Raw genomic sequence first — 16,743 nt, 5'->3', positions numbered from 1 at the left:
GCCCGGACGCACGAGGGGATGGGGGGAGACGGCATGACTCGGGAAGCGGAACGGCACGAAGGGCCGGACGGCCGGGCGGTGCTCCTGGCGGCCGGACTGGCCGACCTGGCGGTGAGCACGGCGAGTTCGGCCCTGGGGGCGGTACGCGGGCTGCTGCGCCGCTCCGACACCGCCGAGCTGGCGACGGAGGCCGAGCGCGAACTCACGGCCCGCGGGCGTCTGGCGCTCGACCGGTACGCGACGGCGCCCCCGGCCCACCTGGAGATCCTGGCCCGGCGCGCCCTGGCCCGACGGGCCGCCGATGACGTATGACCTCTGGGAGCCGACCGGCTTCAAGACCCGCGTCGACGACGTCCTGAAACGCTTCGTCGCCGAGGAGGCGGACCGGTTCGCGGCGGTCGACCCGCTCCTCGACCCGGTGGCCGGGCAGTTGGAGGCGGCGGTCGCGGACGGCAAGCGGCTGCGGGCGGCGTTCTGCTACTGGGGCTGGCGCGCGGTGGGGCAGCCGGACAGCGACGCGCTGGTACGGGCGGCGGCCGCCATGGAACTGGTGCACGCCGCGGCGGTCGTGCACGACGACCTCATCGACGACAGCCCGCTGCGGCACGGGCGGCCCACCGCGCACCTGGCCCTGCGCGGCGCCGTCCGGCGCAGGCCCCGCCGCGACGCCGCCGCCAGGTCACTGGCGATGCTGGTGGGAGATCTGCTGATGGCCCTGGCCGGGGAGCTCTTCGCCGCCAGCGGCCTGCCCGCCGCGTATCTGGCCCGGGCCAGACCGCTGTGGACGGTGATGGCCCGGGAGCTGATCGCGGGCGAGTGCCTGGAGATCCTGCGCACCGGAGCCGTGCCCGACACCGATGCGTCGCTGAAGGTGATCCGCTACAAGACCGCCAAGTACACCGTCGAGCAACCCCTGCTCATCGGCGGGGCCCTGGCCGGTGCCGGGACAGGGCTGCGCGACGGCTTTCGCGCGTACGGGCTGCCGCTGGGCGAGGCGTTCCAGCTGCGGGACGACCTGCTCGGCCTGTTCGGGGACCCAGAGGTCACCGGCAAGGCCAACGCCGACGACGTGCGCGCCCACCGGCCGACGGCCCTCCTCGCGGAGACCTGGCGCCTCGCGGACGACGACGAGCGGGAGCGGCTGCGGGCTCTCCTCGGCCGACCGGACCCCGGCGGCGAGAGCCTCGAAGAGGTGCGCGAGGTGATGCGCCGGCTCGGGGCGCCCGCCCGCGTCGAGGACATGATCGGCGCGCGGGTCGAGGAAGCCCTCGACGTGCTGCACGAGCTGGCCCTGCCCCCCTATGCGGACACCGCGCTGACCGCGCTGGCGCGTTCGGCCGCGCTCCGCCCGTCCTGACCCGCAACGGAAGACGAGGAACCCTGCCATGACCTGCACCGAGGCATCGATGGACGGCCTGCGCCTGGCCGGGGACGAACTCGCCGACGCCACCGTCGCCACGCTCTTCGAACGCGGGCAGGTGGGCACCTTCAACACCTTGATGCGGTACGTGTCCACCGCCGGCGCCCCGCTGCCGGACGGGCTGCCCGACGTGGCGCGGGAGTACCTGGAGGCCACCCGCGTCCCGCCGTCCTGGGTGGACTGGGGGGAGATGGAGAAGGCCCGGCTGTTCTTCATCGACAACAACGTGCACATCTCCACCGCCCTGTCCTTCGCCTCCATGCCCGCCTGCTACGTCGTCCCGCACGTGGCGAAGCTGCTGTCGACCACGCACGGACTGAAGTACCCCTCCAAACGGATGGCGGAGACCGGCCAGTTCACCGTCCACCTCATGCAGCCCGACGCCTTCGAGAGCGGCAGCCGCTTCATCCCCGCGGCCCAGAAGGTGCGCCTCCTGCACGCGTCGATCCGCCACCACCTGAAACGCGAGAACCAGTGGGACACCGCCGCCCTCGGCACGCCGATCTGTCAGGAGGACATGATCGGCGGGCAGATGTTCTTCTCGATGCTCGTGCTGGACAGCCTGCACCGCCTCGGCATCCACATGTCGACGGAGGGCGCGGAGGCCTACTACTACGCCTGGCGCGTGGTCGGCGCGATGCTCGGCATCGACCAGGACGCGGTCCCCAAGACACTCGACGAGGCCCGCCGGTTCCTCGATCTGTACATGCTCCGCCACATGGGCCCCTCCGAGGAGGGCGCGCACCTGACCCGGCAGCTCATCGACCTCTACGAGGAAGTGGTGCCGGGCACCCTGCTCGACCCCGTCGTCTCCGCCCTCATCCGCTTCCTCATCGGCGACACCTGCGCCGACTGGCTCGCGGTGCCGCGCACGCCCTGGGACACCGCGGTCAAAGCGGTGCCCCGCCTCCTCGGCGTCCTGGAGAGCATCGAGGACCGCTCCCCGTACGGTGCCTGGGCGCTGGACCGCATCGGCCACCTCGTCAGCGTCTTCGAGCTGTCCTCCCTCACCCGCGGACGCGTGATGCACTACGCCATCCCGGAAGAGCTCAAGAAGGACTACGGCGTCTCCACCGCGGTGCCGCCCGGCCGTCGGTGGACCCCGCCGCCCGCCTCGACCCCTTGAGGGGCGCCGGGACTCTGGCGGTGCGGTGCGCGCTGCACGAGGATGACCCCTCCTCGGGGGTGTCCGCGGAGCGGAGGCAGCGCCATGGGACGACACGCGGCGGCGGGACGGCGGCGCAGGCGACCGGTCGTGTCCGGCGCGCTCGGCGTGCTGCTGCTCGGCGCCCTGCTGTGCGTCCCGAGTGCCGGGGGAGCACCGCTGTCGGCCGACGCCTGCCGCACCGCGGGCAGCACCCTGCCGCGCGGCGACTGCGGGCCGTTCTGGCAGGTCCTCGCCGAGGACTTCAACGGCGACCGGGTGCCGCTCGGCGCGTTCAGCGACTGCGACCACCATGCCGACACCTCCGCCGCGTACTGCTCCGGCCTCGACGGCGCCTACCGCGACAACTGGTGGGCGTACCCCACGGGCTGGCGCGACACGGCGAACGACCGGGACCGCGACGTCGTCGGCGTCTACCACCCGGAGGACACCGTCAGCGTGGGTCCTGCGGCCGACGGCGACGGCCGTATGCGCATCCGCATGTGGCGGCCCGCCGACGGAGGGCCCGTCCACGCGTCGGCGGTGGTACCACGCGCCGTCATGCAGATGAAGTACGGCAAGTACAGCGCCCGGATCAAGGTCACCAAGCAGGCTCCCGGCTACAAGTCGGCCTGGCTGCACTACGGCGGCGGCTGCGAGATGGACCACCCCGAAGGCGAGTGGACCGGCTCCCTGACCGCCTTCCACCACCCCTGCGGCGGAGGCGAACAGGGCTCGTACCCGGGCGCGGACGACTGGACCGAGTGGCACACCGTCTCCACCGAGTGGACCCCCGGCCATGTGCGGTTCTTCGTCGACGGACGCGAGACGGGACACGACACGAGGGGCGTTCCGGACCGGCCGCTCTCCTGGGTCCTGCAGAACGAGAGCGCCCTGGAGGGGCCGGGGGCGGCGCCCGGCAGCAGCGCCCAGCTGGAGATCACCTGGGTGGCCGCGTACGCCTACGGCTGGAAGTGACGGCGGGGCGCCGCGAGTTCACCCGAACGTACCGGAATCGTCACCTCGTACAACCCTTCCGCCGCATCCCCTGTCGAACAGGGCGCCGGACAAGGAACGGGCCCTTTCCGGACACCCCCCGCGCCTGCCCGGCCACCTTCCTTCACAGGAGCCGCTCGTGCGCAAGAACCGTTCGGCCGCCCTCGCCGCGGCCTCGTTCCTTCTGCTGACCGGGGCCGGTATCGCCGCCGCCCCCGCCGCCTTCGCCGGCACCCCTGGGGGTACGCACGCCGACGACCGCAACAGCGACTTCAACGGCGACGGATACGAGGACGTCCTGGTCGGCGCCCCGGGCGCCACGGTGAGCGGGGCCAAGGGAGCCGGCCTCGTCACGGTCCAGTACGGCTCGACCAGAGGCATCGGCACCACGAACGTCGCCCGGTTCAGCCAGTCGACGGCCGGTGTCTCCGGCGCCGCCGAGGCCGGCGACGGCTTCGGCAAGGCCGTCGCCACCGGCGACCTGGACGGCGACGGCTACGACGACGCGATCGTCGGCATCCCCGGCGAGGACCTCGACGAGGGGACGGACGCCGGTGGCGTCGCCGTCCTCTGGGGCTCGAAGTCGGGACTCACCGGATCCGCCAGCAGCTGGCTGCAGAGCGAGCAGGCCGCCGCGGGCCAGCAGTTCGGCCTCGGTCTCGCCGCGGCGCACTTCACCGCGGACACGCCCGGCGACCTCCTCGCCGTCCTCGACCGGGACAACCTGGACCTCTTCGTGTACGAGCCCGCGCCGCAGGCCGGGGGCGAGGCGCAGCTGCGCCGGCAGGCCACCGAGCGGCTCGGCAGGTCGGCCGACGCAAGTTCGATCGTGTCCAAGGCGCTGACCACCGGCGACTACGACAACAACGGCTACGCCGACCTCGTCGCCGCCGGCACCACCGAGGGGGACGAACCCGGCCACGGCTGGTCCGTGCAGTTCGCGGGCGGCGCCGACGGCCTCACGTACAAGAACGACCTGCGCGGCGGTCCTGCGGCGGCCTCCGGCGACATCAACAACGACGGCTACGACGACCTCGTGACCGGCGAACCGAACTCGCCGGACGACGGCGGCGAGACGATGACCGGCGGCCTGGTCGGCGTGCGCTACGGAACCGCGGACGGCCTCGGGGAGGAGGCCAAGTGGTGGACGCAGGACGCCGAGGGCGTGCCCGGTGTCGCCGAGCGCGGTGACGGCTGGGGCGCCGACCTGTCCGTCGCGGACACGAACGGCGACGGCTACGCGGACGTCGCGATCGGCGCGCCGGGCGAGGACATCGGCACGGTCGCCGACGCGGGCGCCGTCTGGGTGCTGCGCGGCTCGGGGAACGGGCTGACGGCGAGCGGCGCGAAGTCCTTCGACCAGGACTCCGCCGACATCCCCGGCGCACCCGAGAAGGGCGACAAGTGGGGCGCGCAGGTGCGGCTCTCCGACCCCAACCGTGACGGTCGCTTCGGGCTCCTCGCGGCCGCGCCCGGCGAGAACGCCGGGGACGGCGTGGTGTGGGTCCTGTCCGCGGGATCGGGCGGCGTGACCGGCGCCGGGTCCTGGACGTACGGCGCGGGCTCGCTCGGGGCGCCCGCCACGGGTGCGGCGTTCGGCGCGGCGATCGACGAGTGACCGATGGCCCCGGCACGCGGTACGTGCCGCGCGCCGGGGCCCCCGGCTAGCCGAAGCGCTCCACGCGGAGTTGGGCCGGTGGGAACGGCGAGAAGGAGGTCGTGCCCACCGACCAGTAACCGCCGTCCGTCCCCGGAATCCGGGTGATGGCCTCCGGCAGGTAGGCGGTGGGTGTCTCCGGGCCGCGTTCGCTGACCCAGGCGGTGCCGTTCCAGCGCAGGTAGTGGGCGCGCTTCTGGTCCCAGAAGTTCCAGCCGGAGATCAGGTCGGGGCGGCCCAGGTCGTCGCCCGAGATGCCGCTCAGCAGGCCGACGCCGAACGGAGCACCGGGGCTCGTCCACTCCGTGCCGTCCCAGTGCTCCAGCCTGATGCCGGGCGGCTTGCCGGGAGGACCGCCGGGGCCGTACGCGTAGCCGGTCAGCCAGACGTCGTCGTGCGCGACCGGCAGCAGTCCCGTCACCGCCGCGCGCAGGCCGGGCAGGCGCGGCACGACCGTCCAGGTGCCGTCCCAGCGGGCGATGATGTCGCCGAACACCCACACGTCGCCGCCGGGTGCCACGGTGACCCCGTACGGCGTCGGCGCGGCCGGGTCAGGCAGCGGCCTGCACCAGCGCCAGGTCCTGCCGTCGCCGCGCAGCAGTCCGGCGCGGTCGCCGTGCCGCCCCGACACCCAGAACCGGCCGTCCGGTCCGGCCGCGACGTCCGTCAGCCGGGTCCCCGCCTCGCCACGCCCGGGGAAGCCGGCCTCGCGCCAGGTCGTGCCGTCCCAGGTCAGGAGCTGGTCGTGGCCCGCGCTGTCGGTGCCGACGGCCCAGGCCGCGCCGCCCGCGGGGTCGACGGCGACGGCACGCAGGCCGCCCGTGTAGGCCAGGTGGGACACGTCGTCCAGTGACCAGGCGGTGCCGTTCCAGCTGAGGGAGAGCGGGGTGCCCTCGTCCCTGCCGTACACGCCCTGGGCGCCCACGGCCCAGGCGAGACCGGGCCCGGCGGCGGCCACGGAGACGAGGGTGGCGGCGGGCTGCCCGGCGGGCGCGGCGACCTCCTGCCAGCTGCCGGAGGCCGACGCGGGGCGGGCGGTGGCGGTGCCGGCCAGGGGCCCGGACAGGGCGGCCCCCGTGCCGGTCGCCGCCAGACCGCAGGCAAGACCACGGACAAAGACGCGTCTTCGCATGAGAAGAGCCTTCCTCTGCTGGGAGGGGTTCACGGTGCGTGAGATTCGGGGCGCGCGCTGAGGTGTGCAACACCCTGAACCGGGTGCCGTGCGGCGTCAATGCGCGTGGACGCGTGTTTTCGTCCTGGTCCGGACCAACTACCGCTCAGTAGCACCGAGTTGAGCGGCCGGTTCTTTGCCGAATCCTCATATGGCGGGCGCGTGAACTGGGGGTAAATGTCGCTCTTTTGACGGTCAAGGCACCCAATTCAATTGTTGACACGGAGAGTTGGTCTAGTCCATTTTGGTGATCCGGCGTGGAGACCTGCCGCCGGAAGAACCGATCCTTGGAGCACCACATGCCAGCGAGCGACCGCTACCTCCATCGCGCCCCCTCCGAAGTCCCGTACTTCAGCTCGGACGGTGAGACGTACCTGGCGCAGACCCAGTTGCGCGACCTCCGCAAGACACGGCCCCTGCGCGTTCTCTCCGAGGAGGACTTCGCGTTCTGGCAGACGTACGGCTACGTCATCGTGAAGCAGGCGATCCCCGCCGAGGCCGCGAAGGACCTCCTCGACTTCGCCTGGGAGTTCCAGGGCCTTGACCGCGGCCGCCCGGAGACCTGGTACGAGGAGCGCGAGTTCCGCTCGGACCTCGACCGCGAGCTGCACGTCTACGGCTTCGTCGAGGCGTACCACCACCAGCTCATCTGGGACAGCCGCCAGACCCGGCGGGTCTACGACGCGTTCGTCGACGTATGGGACTGCGAAGAGCTCTGGGTGACCCTGGACCGGCTCAACCTCAACCCGCCCAACATCAAGAACCGCTCCCGCTCCCTCATCGCGCCCACCGAACGCGGCTTCGACATCAACCTCCACTGGGACGTCGACACCACCCTCGGCGTGCTGCCCCAGCGCGTGCAGGGCATCATCGCCCTGGACGACACCCGCGAGGACCACGGCGGCTTCCAGTGCTGCCCCGAGCTGTTCCGGCAGTTCGACCGGTGGAAGGCCCTCCAGCCCGACGACCGCGACCCCATACGCCCCGCGATCGACCGCGACGAGATGCCCGTCGTACGACCGGAGCTCGAAGCCGGCGACCTGCTGATCTGGAACGGCCTGCTGGCCCACGGCGTGGCCCCCAACACCTCCAAGGACGGCGTCCGGGCGGTCCAGTACCTCTCGATGATGCCCGCCCTGGAGACCCACGACGAGCTCCGCCGCTCCCGCGTCGACTCCTGGAGCAACCTCTCCACACCGGACTGGAACGCCACGCTCCTCGGCGACGCCCACAAGCACGAGTCGCTGCGGTACGGCACCGCCGCACTCAACGACCTGGGCGCCAAGCTGCTCGGCCTCAAGTCCTGGAACGGGGAAGCAGCATGCGCCGAATCTGCCTGACGCTCCCCACCAACCGGGCCTGCCCGCAGACCATCGCGGCGATCGGCGAGGAAGCGGCCTACGCGGTCGCGCACTTCGACGTCGAGGCGCACCTGCTGATCCTGGACTCCTCCGATCCGGCCACCTTCGCCGAACACACCCTGGCCGTGCGCGCGCTGCCCGACGTGCCGCGCGTCGTCGTGCACCACTTGGACGAGCCGGCCCAGCGCGACTTCCTGCGCCGGGTGATCGACAAGGCAGACGTCGCCAAGCCGGAGCTGGTCCTCGACCTCATGCTCCCGGACCGCCTCTCCTACGGCGCCTGCACCAACCGCGCCTTCCTCATCGCCGCCGCGCTGGGCTGCGAGTCCGTCCACCGCAGGGACTCCGACAGCCGCTACCAGACCGTCGACGGCGAGCCCGTCTTCCCCGTCCACCACGAGCTCATGTCGCTGGGCAGGCCCGCGAAGGAGGCGGCGCACGGCGTCACCGAGAGCGCTCTCGAACCCCGCCACGCCGAGCGGCGGGTGGCCATGGTCGGCAGCTCCTTCGTGGGGGAGCTCTCCGTCGACATCGGCGAGATCCACCGCCTCGACCCCGAGGTGTACTACGACGTGGTCAGCCTCTGGGCGCCCGACCACTGGACCGAGGCCGAGAAGCGGGACCTGGTCGACGACTCCTTCCGGGGCGCGGGCTCCGCCCCGTTCGAGCGCGACCACGCGCTGCTCACCCTGGTCGACCCGATGCGCGTCGACATGTGCAACATCAGCTTCCACGACGTGCACGAGCGCGTGCCGCTGCCGCCCGCCACCGACACCATCGGCAGCGACTACTTCCTCATCCACCTGGTCCACGACGCCGCTCTCCCCGGCGTCCTGCACAACCGCAACATCGTCAACTACTACACCGCGGAACGCAGGACCGACGCCGGCTTCCTCGCGTACCAGACGCGCTTCGCCAAGTTCTTCCTGTCGATGCTCTACTTCAACCACATCTACGACCGGATGGCCGCGGCCGGCGAGGCGCTGCTCGACGACCGCGGACACGTCCGTGCCTCCGTCGTCGCCGGGTTCGCCCGGGAGAGCACCGGGCTCGACCAGGCCGGGAACGTCCGGCGGCTCGACCGCCTGGACACCGCCTACCGCAGTCTCGGCGGCAGGTACGCGGAGTTCGCCGACCACCTGGCCACGCGCCGCGAACGCCTCCTCGACGAGGCGCGAAGCGACATCGAGGACTTCGCCCTGCTGACCGAGGCCTGGGAAGCCCTCGTGCGCGTGAGCAAGGCCACCGGGCCGCTCCTGACGGCGGGACACCCGGCGTGAGCGCGACGACGACATACCCGACGACGACGTACCCGACCCGGGAGGCGTTCGGCGCGGTGCCGGGGCACGACAGCGGCCCGCTCCTCGACGCCCTCGCGGCCGCCGCCGAGGACCAGATCGTCTTCGACCTGCCCGGCATCGAGGAACGCTACGACACCCTGTGCCGCGAACTCCCGGGCGTGGCCGTCCGCTTCGCGATGAAGGCCTGCCCGGTGGACGAGGTCCTCGCCCGGCTGGCGCGGCGCGGCTCCGGCGTCGACGCGGCAGGGCCCAAGGAGGTGGAGCAGGCGCTGGCGGCGGGCGTGCCGATCGGCAGGATGCACTACGGCAACACCATCAAATCCGACCGGAACATCGTCGACGCGTTCCGGCTGGGCATCAGGGACTTCGCGACCGACAGCCTGGAGGACGTGCGGGCGATCGCCGAACACGCCCCGGGCAGCCGGGTGTTCTGCCGGCTCGCCACCACCGGCGAAGGCGCGCTCTGGGGGCTCAGCAACAAGTACGGCTGCTCGCCCGACGACGCCCTCACCATCCTCGGGGCGGCGCGCGACCTGGGCCTCACGCCCGCCGGTCTCTCCGTTCACGTCGGCTCGCAGCAGATGACGGCCGACGCCTGGCACGGCGCCTTCGACCGCATCGCCGACGTGCTCGCGGCCCTCGCCGGGCGCGGGATCTCCCTGGACCACGTCAACCTCGGCGGCGGGCTGCCCGCGCTCGGGTACCGCGACAAGCACGGCAGGCCCCTCGACCCGCCGCTGGACAAGATCTTCGCCGTCATCCGCGAGGGCATGGCACGCCTGGCCGCGATACCCGGCCACCGGCTCGGCTTCGTCATCGAACCGGGGCGCTACCTCACCGCCGACCACGGCGCCATCCGCGCCCACGTCTCCCGGCTCTCCGCGCGCCGCACGCCCGACGGAGAGCGCCAGTACTGGCTGTACCTGAGCTGCGGCAAGTTCAACGGCCTCTACGAAATGGACCAGTTGCAGTACCGCATGGTCTTCCCCACGCATCGCGACGCCGAGTCCGTCCCCGCCGTGATCGCGGGCCCCACCTGCGACAGCGACGACGCCTACTCCCACGAGGACGGCCTCGTCCCGGTGCCCAGGGAGCTCGCCTCCGGCGACCCGGTCTGGGTGCTCTCCTGCGGCGCGTACGCCACCAGCTACATGACGCGGGGCTTCAACGGCTTCAGCCCGCTCCCGTACACCTGGATCGACGGCGAGGCCGCATGACCGACGAGATACGGGTACGCCGCATCGCCGACGGAGACTGGGACGGCATCGTGGCGCTGGAGTCCCGCGCCTACGAACCCCTCGGCCTGTCGGAGGGCCGCGCCGCCCTGAAGTCCCGGATGCGGGCGTCGCCGGAAACGTGCTTCGCGCTGGACCTGGAACGGCGCCTCGCGGGCTACCTGCTGGCCCTGCCCTATCCGGAGTCCGCCTACCCGGAGCTGCGCGGGACCGAGCGGACGATGACGCTCCGCTCGCGGAACCTGCACCTGCACGACATCGTCGTCGCGGAGCACCTGCGCCACCGGGGACTGGCCCGGCACCTCCTGGGGCACCTCACCGCGACGGCCCGCGCGCACGGGTACGAGCAGATCTCCCTGGTCGCCGTCGGCGGCAGCGAGACGTTCTGGGCGGGCCGCGGCTTCACCGCCCGCCGAGGGGGCCCGCCCCCGGCCGGCTACGGCCCGACAGCTGTGTACATGTCCAAGGCGGTGCCGGTCGGCGTACCGGCACCGGAAGAAACAGAAATGTGGGCTGAGGCGGGTGCTCCGCGTGCGTGATCCTTTCCACCGAGGCCAGTTGGCGATCGCGGCGCTGTTCTGCTCGCTCGGCTTCCAGTACGCGACCTGGGCGGCGCGGATCCCCGCCATCAGGGCGGACCTCGACCTGACCGCGGCGGAGGTCGGCGTGCTCCTGATGGCCGCGGGCATCGGCGCGGCCGTGTCGTTCCCGATCGTGGCCGTCCTGATGCGGCGCCTCGGCTCGCGGCGCCTCGCGCTCCTGTCCGCGCTCTGCCTCGCCCTGCTGCTCCTCGCCCTGGCCGCGGCGCCCAACTATCCCGTCGCCCTGCTCGTCATGTGCGTCGACGGTGTCCTCGTCGGCTGCCTCAACGTCGCCATGAACGCCCAGGGCGCCGAGCTGGAGACCCGGTACGAGCGCAACGCCATGGCCCGGCTGCACGCGACGTTCAGCGGCGGTTCGCTGCTCGCCGCGCTGCTCGCCTCCGGCATGAACGCGGTGACCTCGACGGTCGCCGTGCACTTCGGAGCGGCCGCGCTGCTCCTGTTCCTGCTGCTCGCCCTGGCGCGGACCGGGCTCCTGTCGGACGACCGAGCGGCCGCCAAGGAGGAAGTGAAGGAGGAGGCGGAGAAGGGGACCGAGAAGGAGACCGCGAAGAAGAAGGGCAAGTGGACCGTGCCGTCCCGGGTGACGCTGTGGATGTGCGTCGCCATGGCGTTCGGCACCGTGACCGAGGGTGCCATGAACGACTGGTCGGCCCTCTACCTGGAGGACGTCGCCGAGGCCTCCGCCGAACTGGCCCCCCTCGGCATCGCCGTCGTCTCCGGAATGATGGTCGTCGCCCGTCTCTTCGCCGACGGCTGGCGCAGCCGCTGGGGTGACGGCCGCATCGTCCTGACCGGCAGCGTGCTGGCCGGCGCCGGGCTCGCGCTCGCGCTGCTCAGCGGCGGCCTGGTGCCCGCCCTGCTGGGCTTCGCCTGTGTAGGCCTCGGCATCGCGGCCGTCACCCCATGCGTCTATGTGGCCGCGGCGGGGCAGGGTTCGGACGCGCTGACGCTGGTCGCCGCGATGGGTACGACGGGTCTGCTCGCCGGGCCGCCGCTCATCGGATTCATCGCGAACGCCAGCAGTCTCGTGTGGGGTTTCGCCGCCGTCGCCGCGTCCGCGCTGGTCGTGTCCGCGTGCAGTACGCGCATCCGCTGGCCCGCGACGAGCGGCTGACCGTCCGGTTCCATTTCGTGCTTACTCGAGGGTAGGCGCACCCGACCCCCTTGTTATACATTCCGTCTAACAAGGGGGTCGCGGCCTGCCGTGCGACGAGGCGCCGCGCCCACTGCCCGGACGTCCGAGTCAAGGAGCCGCAGCATGGCAAGCAGCACTGTTCGGCCGAGCACACAGGACCACTCCCCGGAGGGCGATGTCGCCCGGCGGCTGCTGGACTCGGCCGCCGTGCTGGCGTACGACCCGGCCGAGGAGGTCGACTGGGAGACGCCGCTGGACCGGAACTGCCACGGCGCGAGCCCGGAGTGGAGCACGCTCTACGGCACCGCCTACTGGCGGGAGATGACCGAGGAGCAGCGCAAGGAGCTGACCCGGCAGGAGGCCGCCTCGGTGGCCAGCACGGGCATCTGGTTCGAGATGATCCTGCAGCAGATGGTGCTGCGCGACGTCTACGCCAAGGACCCGACGAGCACCGAGGTCCAGTGGGCGCTCACGGAGATCGCCGAGGAGTGCCGCCACTCCATCATGTTCGCCCGCGGCGCCGAGAAGCTCGGCGCCCCCGCCTACCGGCCGCGCCGCTGGGCCACCGAACTCGGCAGGGTCTTCAAGTCGGTCGCCTTCGGCGAGGCCGCGTACGCCGCGATCCTCGTGGCCGAAGAGGTCCTCGACGTCATGCAGCGCGACTGGATGCGGGACGAGCGGGTCGTGCCGTTCGTCCGCACCATCAACAACATCCACGTCGTAGAGGAGTCGCGGCACATGAAGTTCGCCCGCGACCAGACCCGCAAGCGGCTCGCGGGCGCCGGCCGGGTGCGCCGGGAGTTCAACGCCCTGGTAGTGGCCATCGCGTCGTACGTCATCGTCACCAGCATGGTGAACCGCGAGGTGTACGCCAACGCCGGGCTTGACGAGGAGCGGGCGATCGCCGAGGCGAAGGCCAACGAACACCACAAGTCCATGATGCGCTCCAGCTGTTCGGGCCTCATGGAGTTCCTGGCCTCCTGCGGCCTGCTCACCAAGCCGGCCCTGGTGTTCTACAAGCGCGCCCACCTCATCTGAGCCGACCCGACCCACCTGAGCCGAGCGAGCCGACGAACATGACCTACGCGATCACCCAGACCTGCTGCAGCGACGCCACCTGCGTCGCCGTCTGCCCGGTCAACTGCATCCACCCCACGCCGGAGGAGCGGGCGTTCGGCAGCACCGAGATGCTGCACATCGACCCGAAGACATGCATAGCCTGCGGCGCCTGCGCCGACGCGTGCCCCGTCGACGCGATCTTCCCGGTGGACAGCCTGCCCGCCGCACAGCAGGAGTACGCCGCGATCAACGCGGCCTACTACGAGGACGACCGGGAGAGCGGAAGGACTGAACCCGCTCCCGACGGGCCCAACTTCCACACCTGGGGCGAGCCGTCTTTCCCGCGCGTCCTGCCCGCGGACTTCGCACCGCTGAAGGTCGCCGTCGTCGGCACCGGCCCCGCCGGAATGTACGCCGTGCAGGACCTGCTGCTCCACACCAGCGCCGAGATCACCCTGATCGACCGCCTGCCGGTGGCCGGCGGTCTCGTGCGCCACGGCGTGGCACCGGACCACCCCGCCACCAAGAAGGTCGGCGACACCTTCGCGCGCTTTCACACGCACCCGAGGGTCCGGATGCACCTGGGCCTCGACGTCGGCACCGACGTCACTCCGGAGGAGATCGCCGACCACCACGACGCGGTCATCTACGCCGTGGGCGCCTCGGCCGACCGGCGCCTCGCGATCCCCGGCGAGGAACTGCCCGGCAGCCTCTCCGCGAGGGCGTTCGTCGCCTGGTACAACGCCTACCCGGACGCCGCGCCGGACGGCATCGACCTGTCGGCGGAGCGCGTGATCGTCGTCGGCAACGGCAACGTGGCCCTGGACGTGGCGCGGATCCTGCTCGCCGACCCCGACACCCTCGCCCGCACCGACATCGCCGACCACGCGCTGCGGGCCCTGCGCGACAGCAAGGTGCGCGAAGTGGTCCTGCTCGCCCGGCGCGGCCCCGAGGACGCCGCGTACACCAGGTCCGAACTGCTCGCCCTCAAGCACCTGCCGGGCGTGGCCCTGGTCGTCGACGACCACGACCCGCGCATCGCGGCCGCCGTCGACACCGCGGGCGAGAAGGACAAGGCGGCGGTCCTGCGGGACGTCACGCGCGCCCGGCAGGACTGGGAGCGGCCCCCGGCGCCCGGCCGCAGGATCGTGCTGCGCTTCCACTGCGAACCCGTCGAAGTGCTGGGCACGGACCGGGTCGACGCCGTGCGCGTCGCCGCCGCAGCGGGGGAGCGCACGATTCCGGCGGGCCTGCTCCTGCGGGCGATCGGCTACCGCGGTGTGCCCGTCGCCGGGCTCCCCTTCGACGAGACCGACGGCACGGTGCCCCACGAGGGCGGCCGGGTCGACGGACGGCCGGGCACCTACGTCGTGGGCTGGATCAAACGCGGCCCCACCGGCGGCATCGGCGCCAACCGCACCTGCGCCGCCGAGACGGTCTCCACGCTCCTGGCCGACGCGGTCGCGGGCACCCTGCCCACCCCGCGGCACACCCCCAGGGCCTTCCACCGGCTGGCCCGCCGCCGCAACCGTCAGGTGGTCGACGCGCGGGGTCTGGCCGCCATCGAACGGGCCGAGATCACGCGCGGCCGCACCGCCGGCCGCCCCCGGGTCAAGCTGGCCACGGTCGCCGAACTCGTCGCCACGGCACGGTCCGCCCGCGCGGGCCTGCTGCGCTGAGCGCCGCGCCGCTCAGTCCACCGCTGACGTCTCGCCGACCGCGTACGCCTCCAGGCCCGCGGTCGCGAGGATGTCCGCGACGCACTCCGCCGAGCCGCCGACGTACGTGCTCACCAGACCGACGTCCCCGCCCACGCACCAGGCCCGGTCCTCGGGCCACCACAGGTCGGGCAGGTCCGGCACGCCTTCGTGGGTGCCGGGCGCGGGGGAGTCGGCGTCGTCGAGGGGGCCGGCGAGCAGGACCTCCTCACGGCCGGGCGTGTGAAAGACGGGCACGTCACCCCACTCGACGTGCCCGTACCCGGCCCACAGCCCGTACCAGCAGCGGTCGGGGGTGCGGGTGTGCCGGGCCAGGACGGGGATCAGGGCGCGGGCCACGTCGGCGGGGGGCGGGCCCTCGTGCGGGTGCTCGTCCCAGACGCCAGGGACGGCCGGGGTGTCGTCATTGCGGTACAGGAGACGGTCGTCGGCGCCGATCAGCTCGTGCCAGCGCGTCGCCGCGTCGACCGTCGCGCCGTACGCGGCGGCGACCCGGTCCCACCGCACGGGCGCCGCGCCGAGCCGCGCCGGATGCAGGATCCGCGCGTACGCCTCGAAGCCGGGGGCGCACACCGCCGCGACCGTGCCGAACGCGGAGGAGCCGAGAGGGCGTCGCTCCAGCCAGCGGGCGGGTGCGAGGTCGTGCCGCTCGACGCGGAGACGTCCGTAGCCGGTCGGGGGCGTAAGCCGGTCGGAGAACATGCCATCAGTGTCGCCTGCGACCGACAGCAGAGCGGAACGGCAGAAGGCCCCGGTCTCCGTCACCGGAGGCCGGGGCCTTCTCTCGCGAGCGCTGGGCAGGCCTTGCACCTGCATCTCCCCACAGGAAGTGGGGCGCCTTTCCTTGGACCACCAACGCCGGGCCCGGCACCGTCTGTTCGGCGGCGAGCACATGATCGACTGTACCCCACGGGAGGGGCGCGAGTGAAATCGCGGCGCGCTACCGCTGTCCGACTCGTCCCGCTCCCCCTACGATCGTCCGCATGCTGCTGCGCCGGAAGTCGCGGATGTTCATGGCCCTCGTCGTGGCGCTCGCCGCCGTTCTCGTCTGGTTGGCCGAGGGGAGCGCGTGGGCGGCGCCGCCCGGCGAGGACAAGCCCTCCCACGGCCGGCAACTGCTCTTCTACAACCACGCCTACGGAGTCGTGGACCGGGAGACCGCCGACGCCATCGAGCACTCCGCCTATCTGCGGGAGTTCGCGAACTTCCAGGTCCGCACCACGACCGGCTCCGGCGGACAGACCTGGACCGGCCGCTACCTCCTGGGCCGCGAAACCTACCTCGAACTGTTCGGGGTCGGTGACCTGCCCGGCAAGGACGGCGAGTTCGGCGCGGCCGGCATGGCCGTCTCGGTCGAGCGCGCGGGCGACCTGGCGACGGTGCGGGAACGGGTGCGGAAGCAGGGCATCACCCCCGCCGACTTCCTGCAGACGCGTGACTTCGGGGACGGCGTCCCCGTGCCGTGGTTCGACGGCTTCTTCGTCATCGAGGCCGACCAGTACGACTCCTTCGGCACCTGGGCGATGGAGTACCGGCCGGAGTACTTCGCCGACCCGCGCAGCAAGACCGAGCCGCCGGACCACCCGGGCGACGTCGGCCGCGAGCGCTATCTGAACGACGACTACCGCAAGCACCGCATGCGGGACGTGACGTCCCTGCGCCTCGCGGCCACCCCGCGCGACATCGCGAGCACGGTGCCGTTGCTGCGGTCCGGCGGGTTCGTCGTCCGTCCGCTGCCCGGTGGCGGCGCCGTCGCCCTGCGGGGCGGCACCACGATCCGGCTCGACGCGACGAGCCGCGCGGAGGCGGGCCTGCGGGAGGTCCGCTTCTCGCTCAACCACCCCGCCACACAGCGCCACGAGGAGCGGATCGGCCGGTCGACGCTCACGGTCGGACCGGGTGCCGAAGCCGTGTGGACGTTCGACGGCGCCCGGTAGCGAC

General features: G+C 72.5%; 15 protein-coding genes. 13 read left to right on the top strand and 2 right to left on the bottom strand.

What is annotated here, in order from left to right; genetic code table 11:
• The first annotated feature begins 33 nt into the window (after positions 1-33).
• From ACH4D5_RS29130 to ACH4D5_RS29110, 5 genes are all read left to right on the top strand, one after another.
• The gene (locus ACH4D5_RS29130) at positions 34-312 is read left to right on the top strand and encodes a polyprenyl synthetase (protein WP_398308092.1); all 279 of its coding nucleotides are present in this window, start codon (positions 34-36) and stop codon (positions 310-312) included.
• Positions 302-1,357, top strand: coding sequence for a polyprenyl synthetase family protein (locus ACH4D5_RS29125; protein ID WP_398308090.1), 1,056 nt, complete (start codon positions 302-304; stop codon positions 1,355-1,357). Before ACH4D5_RS29130 ends, ACH4D5_RS29125 begins: the two co-directional genes overlap by 11 nt.
• A gap of 28 nt (positions 1,358-1,385) precedes the next feature.
• The gene (locus ACH4D5_RS29120; RefSeq protein ID WP_398308088.1) at positions 1,386-2,546 is read left to right on the top strand and encodes an oxygenase MpaB family protein; all 1,161 of its coding nucleotides are present in this window, start codon (positions 1,386-1,388) and stop codon (positions 2,544-2,546) included.
• Positions 2,547-2,630: 84 nt separating this feature from the next.
• Complete coding sequence (locus tag ACH4D5_RS29115; RefSeq protein WP_398308086.1) at positions 2,631-3,542, top strand: glycoside hydrolase family 16 protein; 912 nt, start codon at positions 2,631-2,633, stop codon at positions 3,540-3,542.
• A 157-nt stretch (positions 3,543-3,699) separates the two neighbouring features.
• Entirely contained in the window at positions 3,700-5,178 is a 1,479-nt protein-coding gene (locus tag ACH4D5_RS29110) for an esterase (protein WP_398308084.1), read from the top strand.
• Positions 5,179-5,224: 46 nt separating this feature from the next.
• On the opposite strand, the gene ACH4D5_RS29105 is transcribed toward ACH4D5_RS29110, so the two are convergent.
• Positions 5,225-6,349: a hypothetical protein gene (locus ACH4D5_RS29105; protein ID WP_398308082.1), complete on the bottom strand. Its 1,125-nt coding sequence runs from the start codon at positions 6,347-6,349 to the stop codon at positions 5,225-5,227.
• A gap of 338 nt (positions 6,350-6,687) precedes the next feature.
• Between ACH4D5_RS29105 and ACH4D5_RS29100 the strand changes: the two genes are divergently transcribed.
• From ACH4D5_RS29100 to ACH4D5_RS29070, 7 genes are all read left to right on the top strand, one after another.
• On the top strand, positions 6,688-7,728 hold the full coding sequence (locus ACH4D5_RS29100) for a phytanoyl-CoA dioxygenase family protein (RefSeq protein WP_398308080.1): 1,041 nt from the start codon (positions 6,688-6,690) through the stop codon (positions 7,726-7,728).
• A complete protein-coding gene (locus ACH4D5_RS29095) occupies positions 7,710-9,029 on the top strand; it encodes a DUF6271 family protein (RefSeq protein ID WP_398308078.1) in 1,320 nt (439 codons plus the stop codon). The genes ACH4D5_RS29100 and ACH4D5_RS29095 overlap by 19 nt, the downstream gene beginning before the upstream one ends.
• 56 nt (positions 9,030-9,085) lie before the next feature.
• Complete coding sequence (locus ACH4D5_RS29090) at positions 9,086-10,267, top strand: type III PLP-dependent enzyme (RefSeq protein ID WP_398308461.1); 1,182 nt, start codon at positions 9,086-9,088, stop codon at positions 10,265-10,267.
• Entirely contained in the window at positions 10,264-10,824 is a 561-nt protein-coding gene (locus ACH4D5_RS29085) for a GNAT family N-acetyltransferase (RefSeq protein WP_398308076.1), read from the top strand. The genes ACH4D5_RS29090 and ACH4D5_RS29085 overlap by 4 nt, the downstream gene beginning before the upstream one ends.
• Positions 10,808-12,004 carry an MFS transporter gene (locus ACH4D5_RS29080; protein WP_398308074.1) on the top strand — a complete coding sequence of 399 codons (1,197 nt, stop codon included), beginning with the start codon at positions 10,808-10,810 and terminating at the stop codon, positions 12,002-12,004. Before ACH4D5_RS29085 ends, ACH4D5_RS29080 begins: the two co-directional genes overlap by 17 nt.
• A 144-nt stretch (positions 12,005-12,148) precedes the next feature.
• Positions 12,149-13,063, top strand: coding sequence for a diiron oxygenase (locus ACH4D5_RS29075; RefSeq protein ID WP_398308072.1), 915 nt, complete (start codon positions 12,149-12,151; stop codon positions 13,061-13,063).
• A gap of 38 nt (positions 13,064-13,101) precedes the next feature.
• On the top strand, positions 13,102-14,763 hold the full coding sequence (locus ACH4D5_RS29070) for an FAD-dependent oxidoreductase (RefSeq protein ID WP_398308070.1): 1,662 nt from the start codon (positions 13,102-13,104) through the stop codon (positions 14,761-14,763).
• Positions 14,764-14,775: 12 nt separating this feature from the next.
• Here ACH4D5_RS29070 and ACH4D5_RS29065 read toward each other — a convergent pair whose 3' ends face one another.
• Positions 14,776-15,504, bottom strand: coding sequence for a hypothetical protein (locus ACH4D5_RS29065; protein WP_398308068.1), 729 nt, complete (start codon positions 15,502-15,504; stop codon positions 14,776-14,778).
• Between the two features lie 305 nt (positions 15,505-15,809).
• On the opposite strand from ACH4D5_RS29065, the gene ACH4D5_RS29060 reads away from it, so the two are divergent.
• The gene (locus tag ACH4D5_RS29060; protein WP_398308459.1) at positions 15,810-16,739 is read left to right on the top strand and encodes a DUF5829 family protein; all 930 of its coding nucleotides are present in this window, start codon (positions 15,810-15,812) and stop codon (positions 16,737-16,739) included.
• Positions 16,740-16,743: the final 4 nt, after the last annotated feature.

Source organism: Streptomyces sp. NPDC018029 (assembly GCF_044327655.1).
Lineage (GTDB): Bacteria > Actinomycetota > Actinomycetes > Streptomycetales > Streptomycetaceae > Streptomyces.
Note: the sequence above shows the minus strand (reverse complement) of the source record. Positions and strands in the feature narration are given on the sequence as shown.

Excerpts from the sequence above, each read along its gene's own strand:
- ACH4D5_RS29130 (WP_398308092.1), top strand. The coding sequence starts at position 34 with ATGACTCGGGAAGCGGAACGGCACGAAGGGCCGGACGGCCGGGCGGTG.
- ACH4D5_RS29125 (WP_398308090.1), top strand. The coding sequence starts at position 302 with ATGACGTATGACCTCTGGGAGCCGACCGGCTTCAAGACCCGCGTCGAC.
- ACH4D5_RS29120 (WP_398308088.1), top strand. The coding sequence starts at position 1,386 with ATGACCTGCACCGAGGCATCGATGGACGGCCTGCGCCTGGCCGGGGAC.
- ACH4D5_RS29115 (WP_398308086.1), top strand. The coding sequence starts at position 2,631 with ATGGGACGACACGCGGCGGCGGGACGGCGGCGCAGGCGACCGGTCGTG.
- ACH4D5_RS29105 (WP_398308082.1), bottom strand. The coding sequence starts at position 6,349 with ATGCGAAGACGCGTCTTTGTCCGTGGTCTTGCCTGCGGTCTGGCGGCG.
- ACH4D5_RS29100 (WP_398308080.1), top strand. The coding sequence starts at position 6,688 with ATGCCAGCGAGCGACCGCTACCTCCATCGCGCCCCCTCCGAAGTCCCG.
- ACH4D5_RS29095 (WP_398308078.1), top strand. The coding sequence starts at position 7,710 with ATGCGCCGAATCTGCCTGACGCTCCCCACCAACCGGGCCTGCCCGCAG.
- ACH4D5_RS29085 (WP_398308076.1), top strand. The coding sequence starts at position 10,264 with ATGACCGACGAGATACGGGTACGCCGCATCGCCGACGGAGACTGGGAC.
- ACH4D5_RS29075 (WP_398308072.1), top strand. The coding sequence starts at position 12,149 with ATGGCAAGCAGCACTGTTCGGCCGAGCACACAGGACCACTCCCCGGAG.
- ACH4D5_RS29070 (WP_398308070.1), top strand. The coding sequence starts at position 13,102 with ATGACCTACGCGATCACCCAGACCTGCTGCAGCGACGCCACCTGCGTC.
- ACH4D5_RS29065 (WP_398308068.1), bottom strand. The coding sequence starts at position 15,504 with ATGTTCTCCGACCGGCTTACGCCCCCGACCGGCTACGGACGTCTCCGC.
- ACH4D5_RS29060 (WP_398308459.1), top strand. The coding sequence starts at position 15,810 with ATGTTCATGGCCCTCGTCGTGGCGCTCGCCGCCGTTCTCGTCTGGTTG.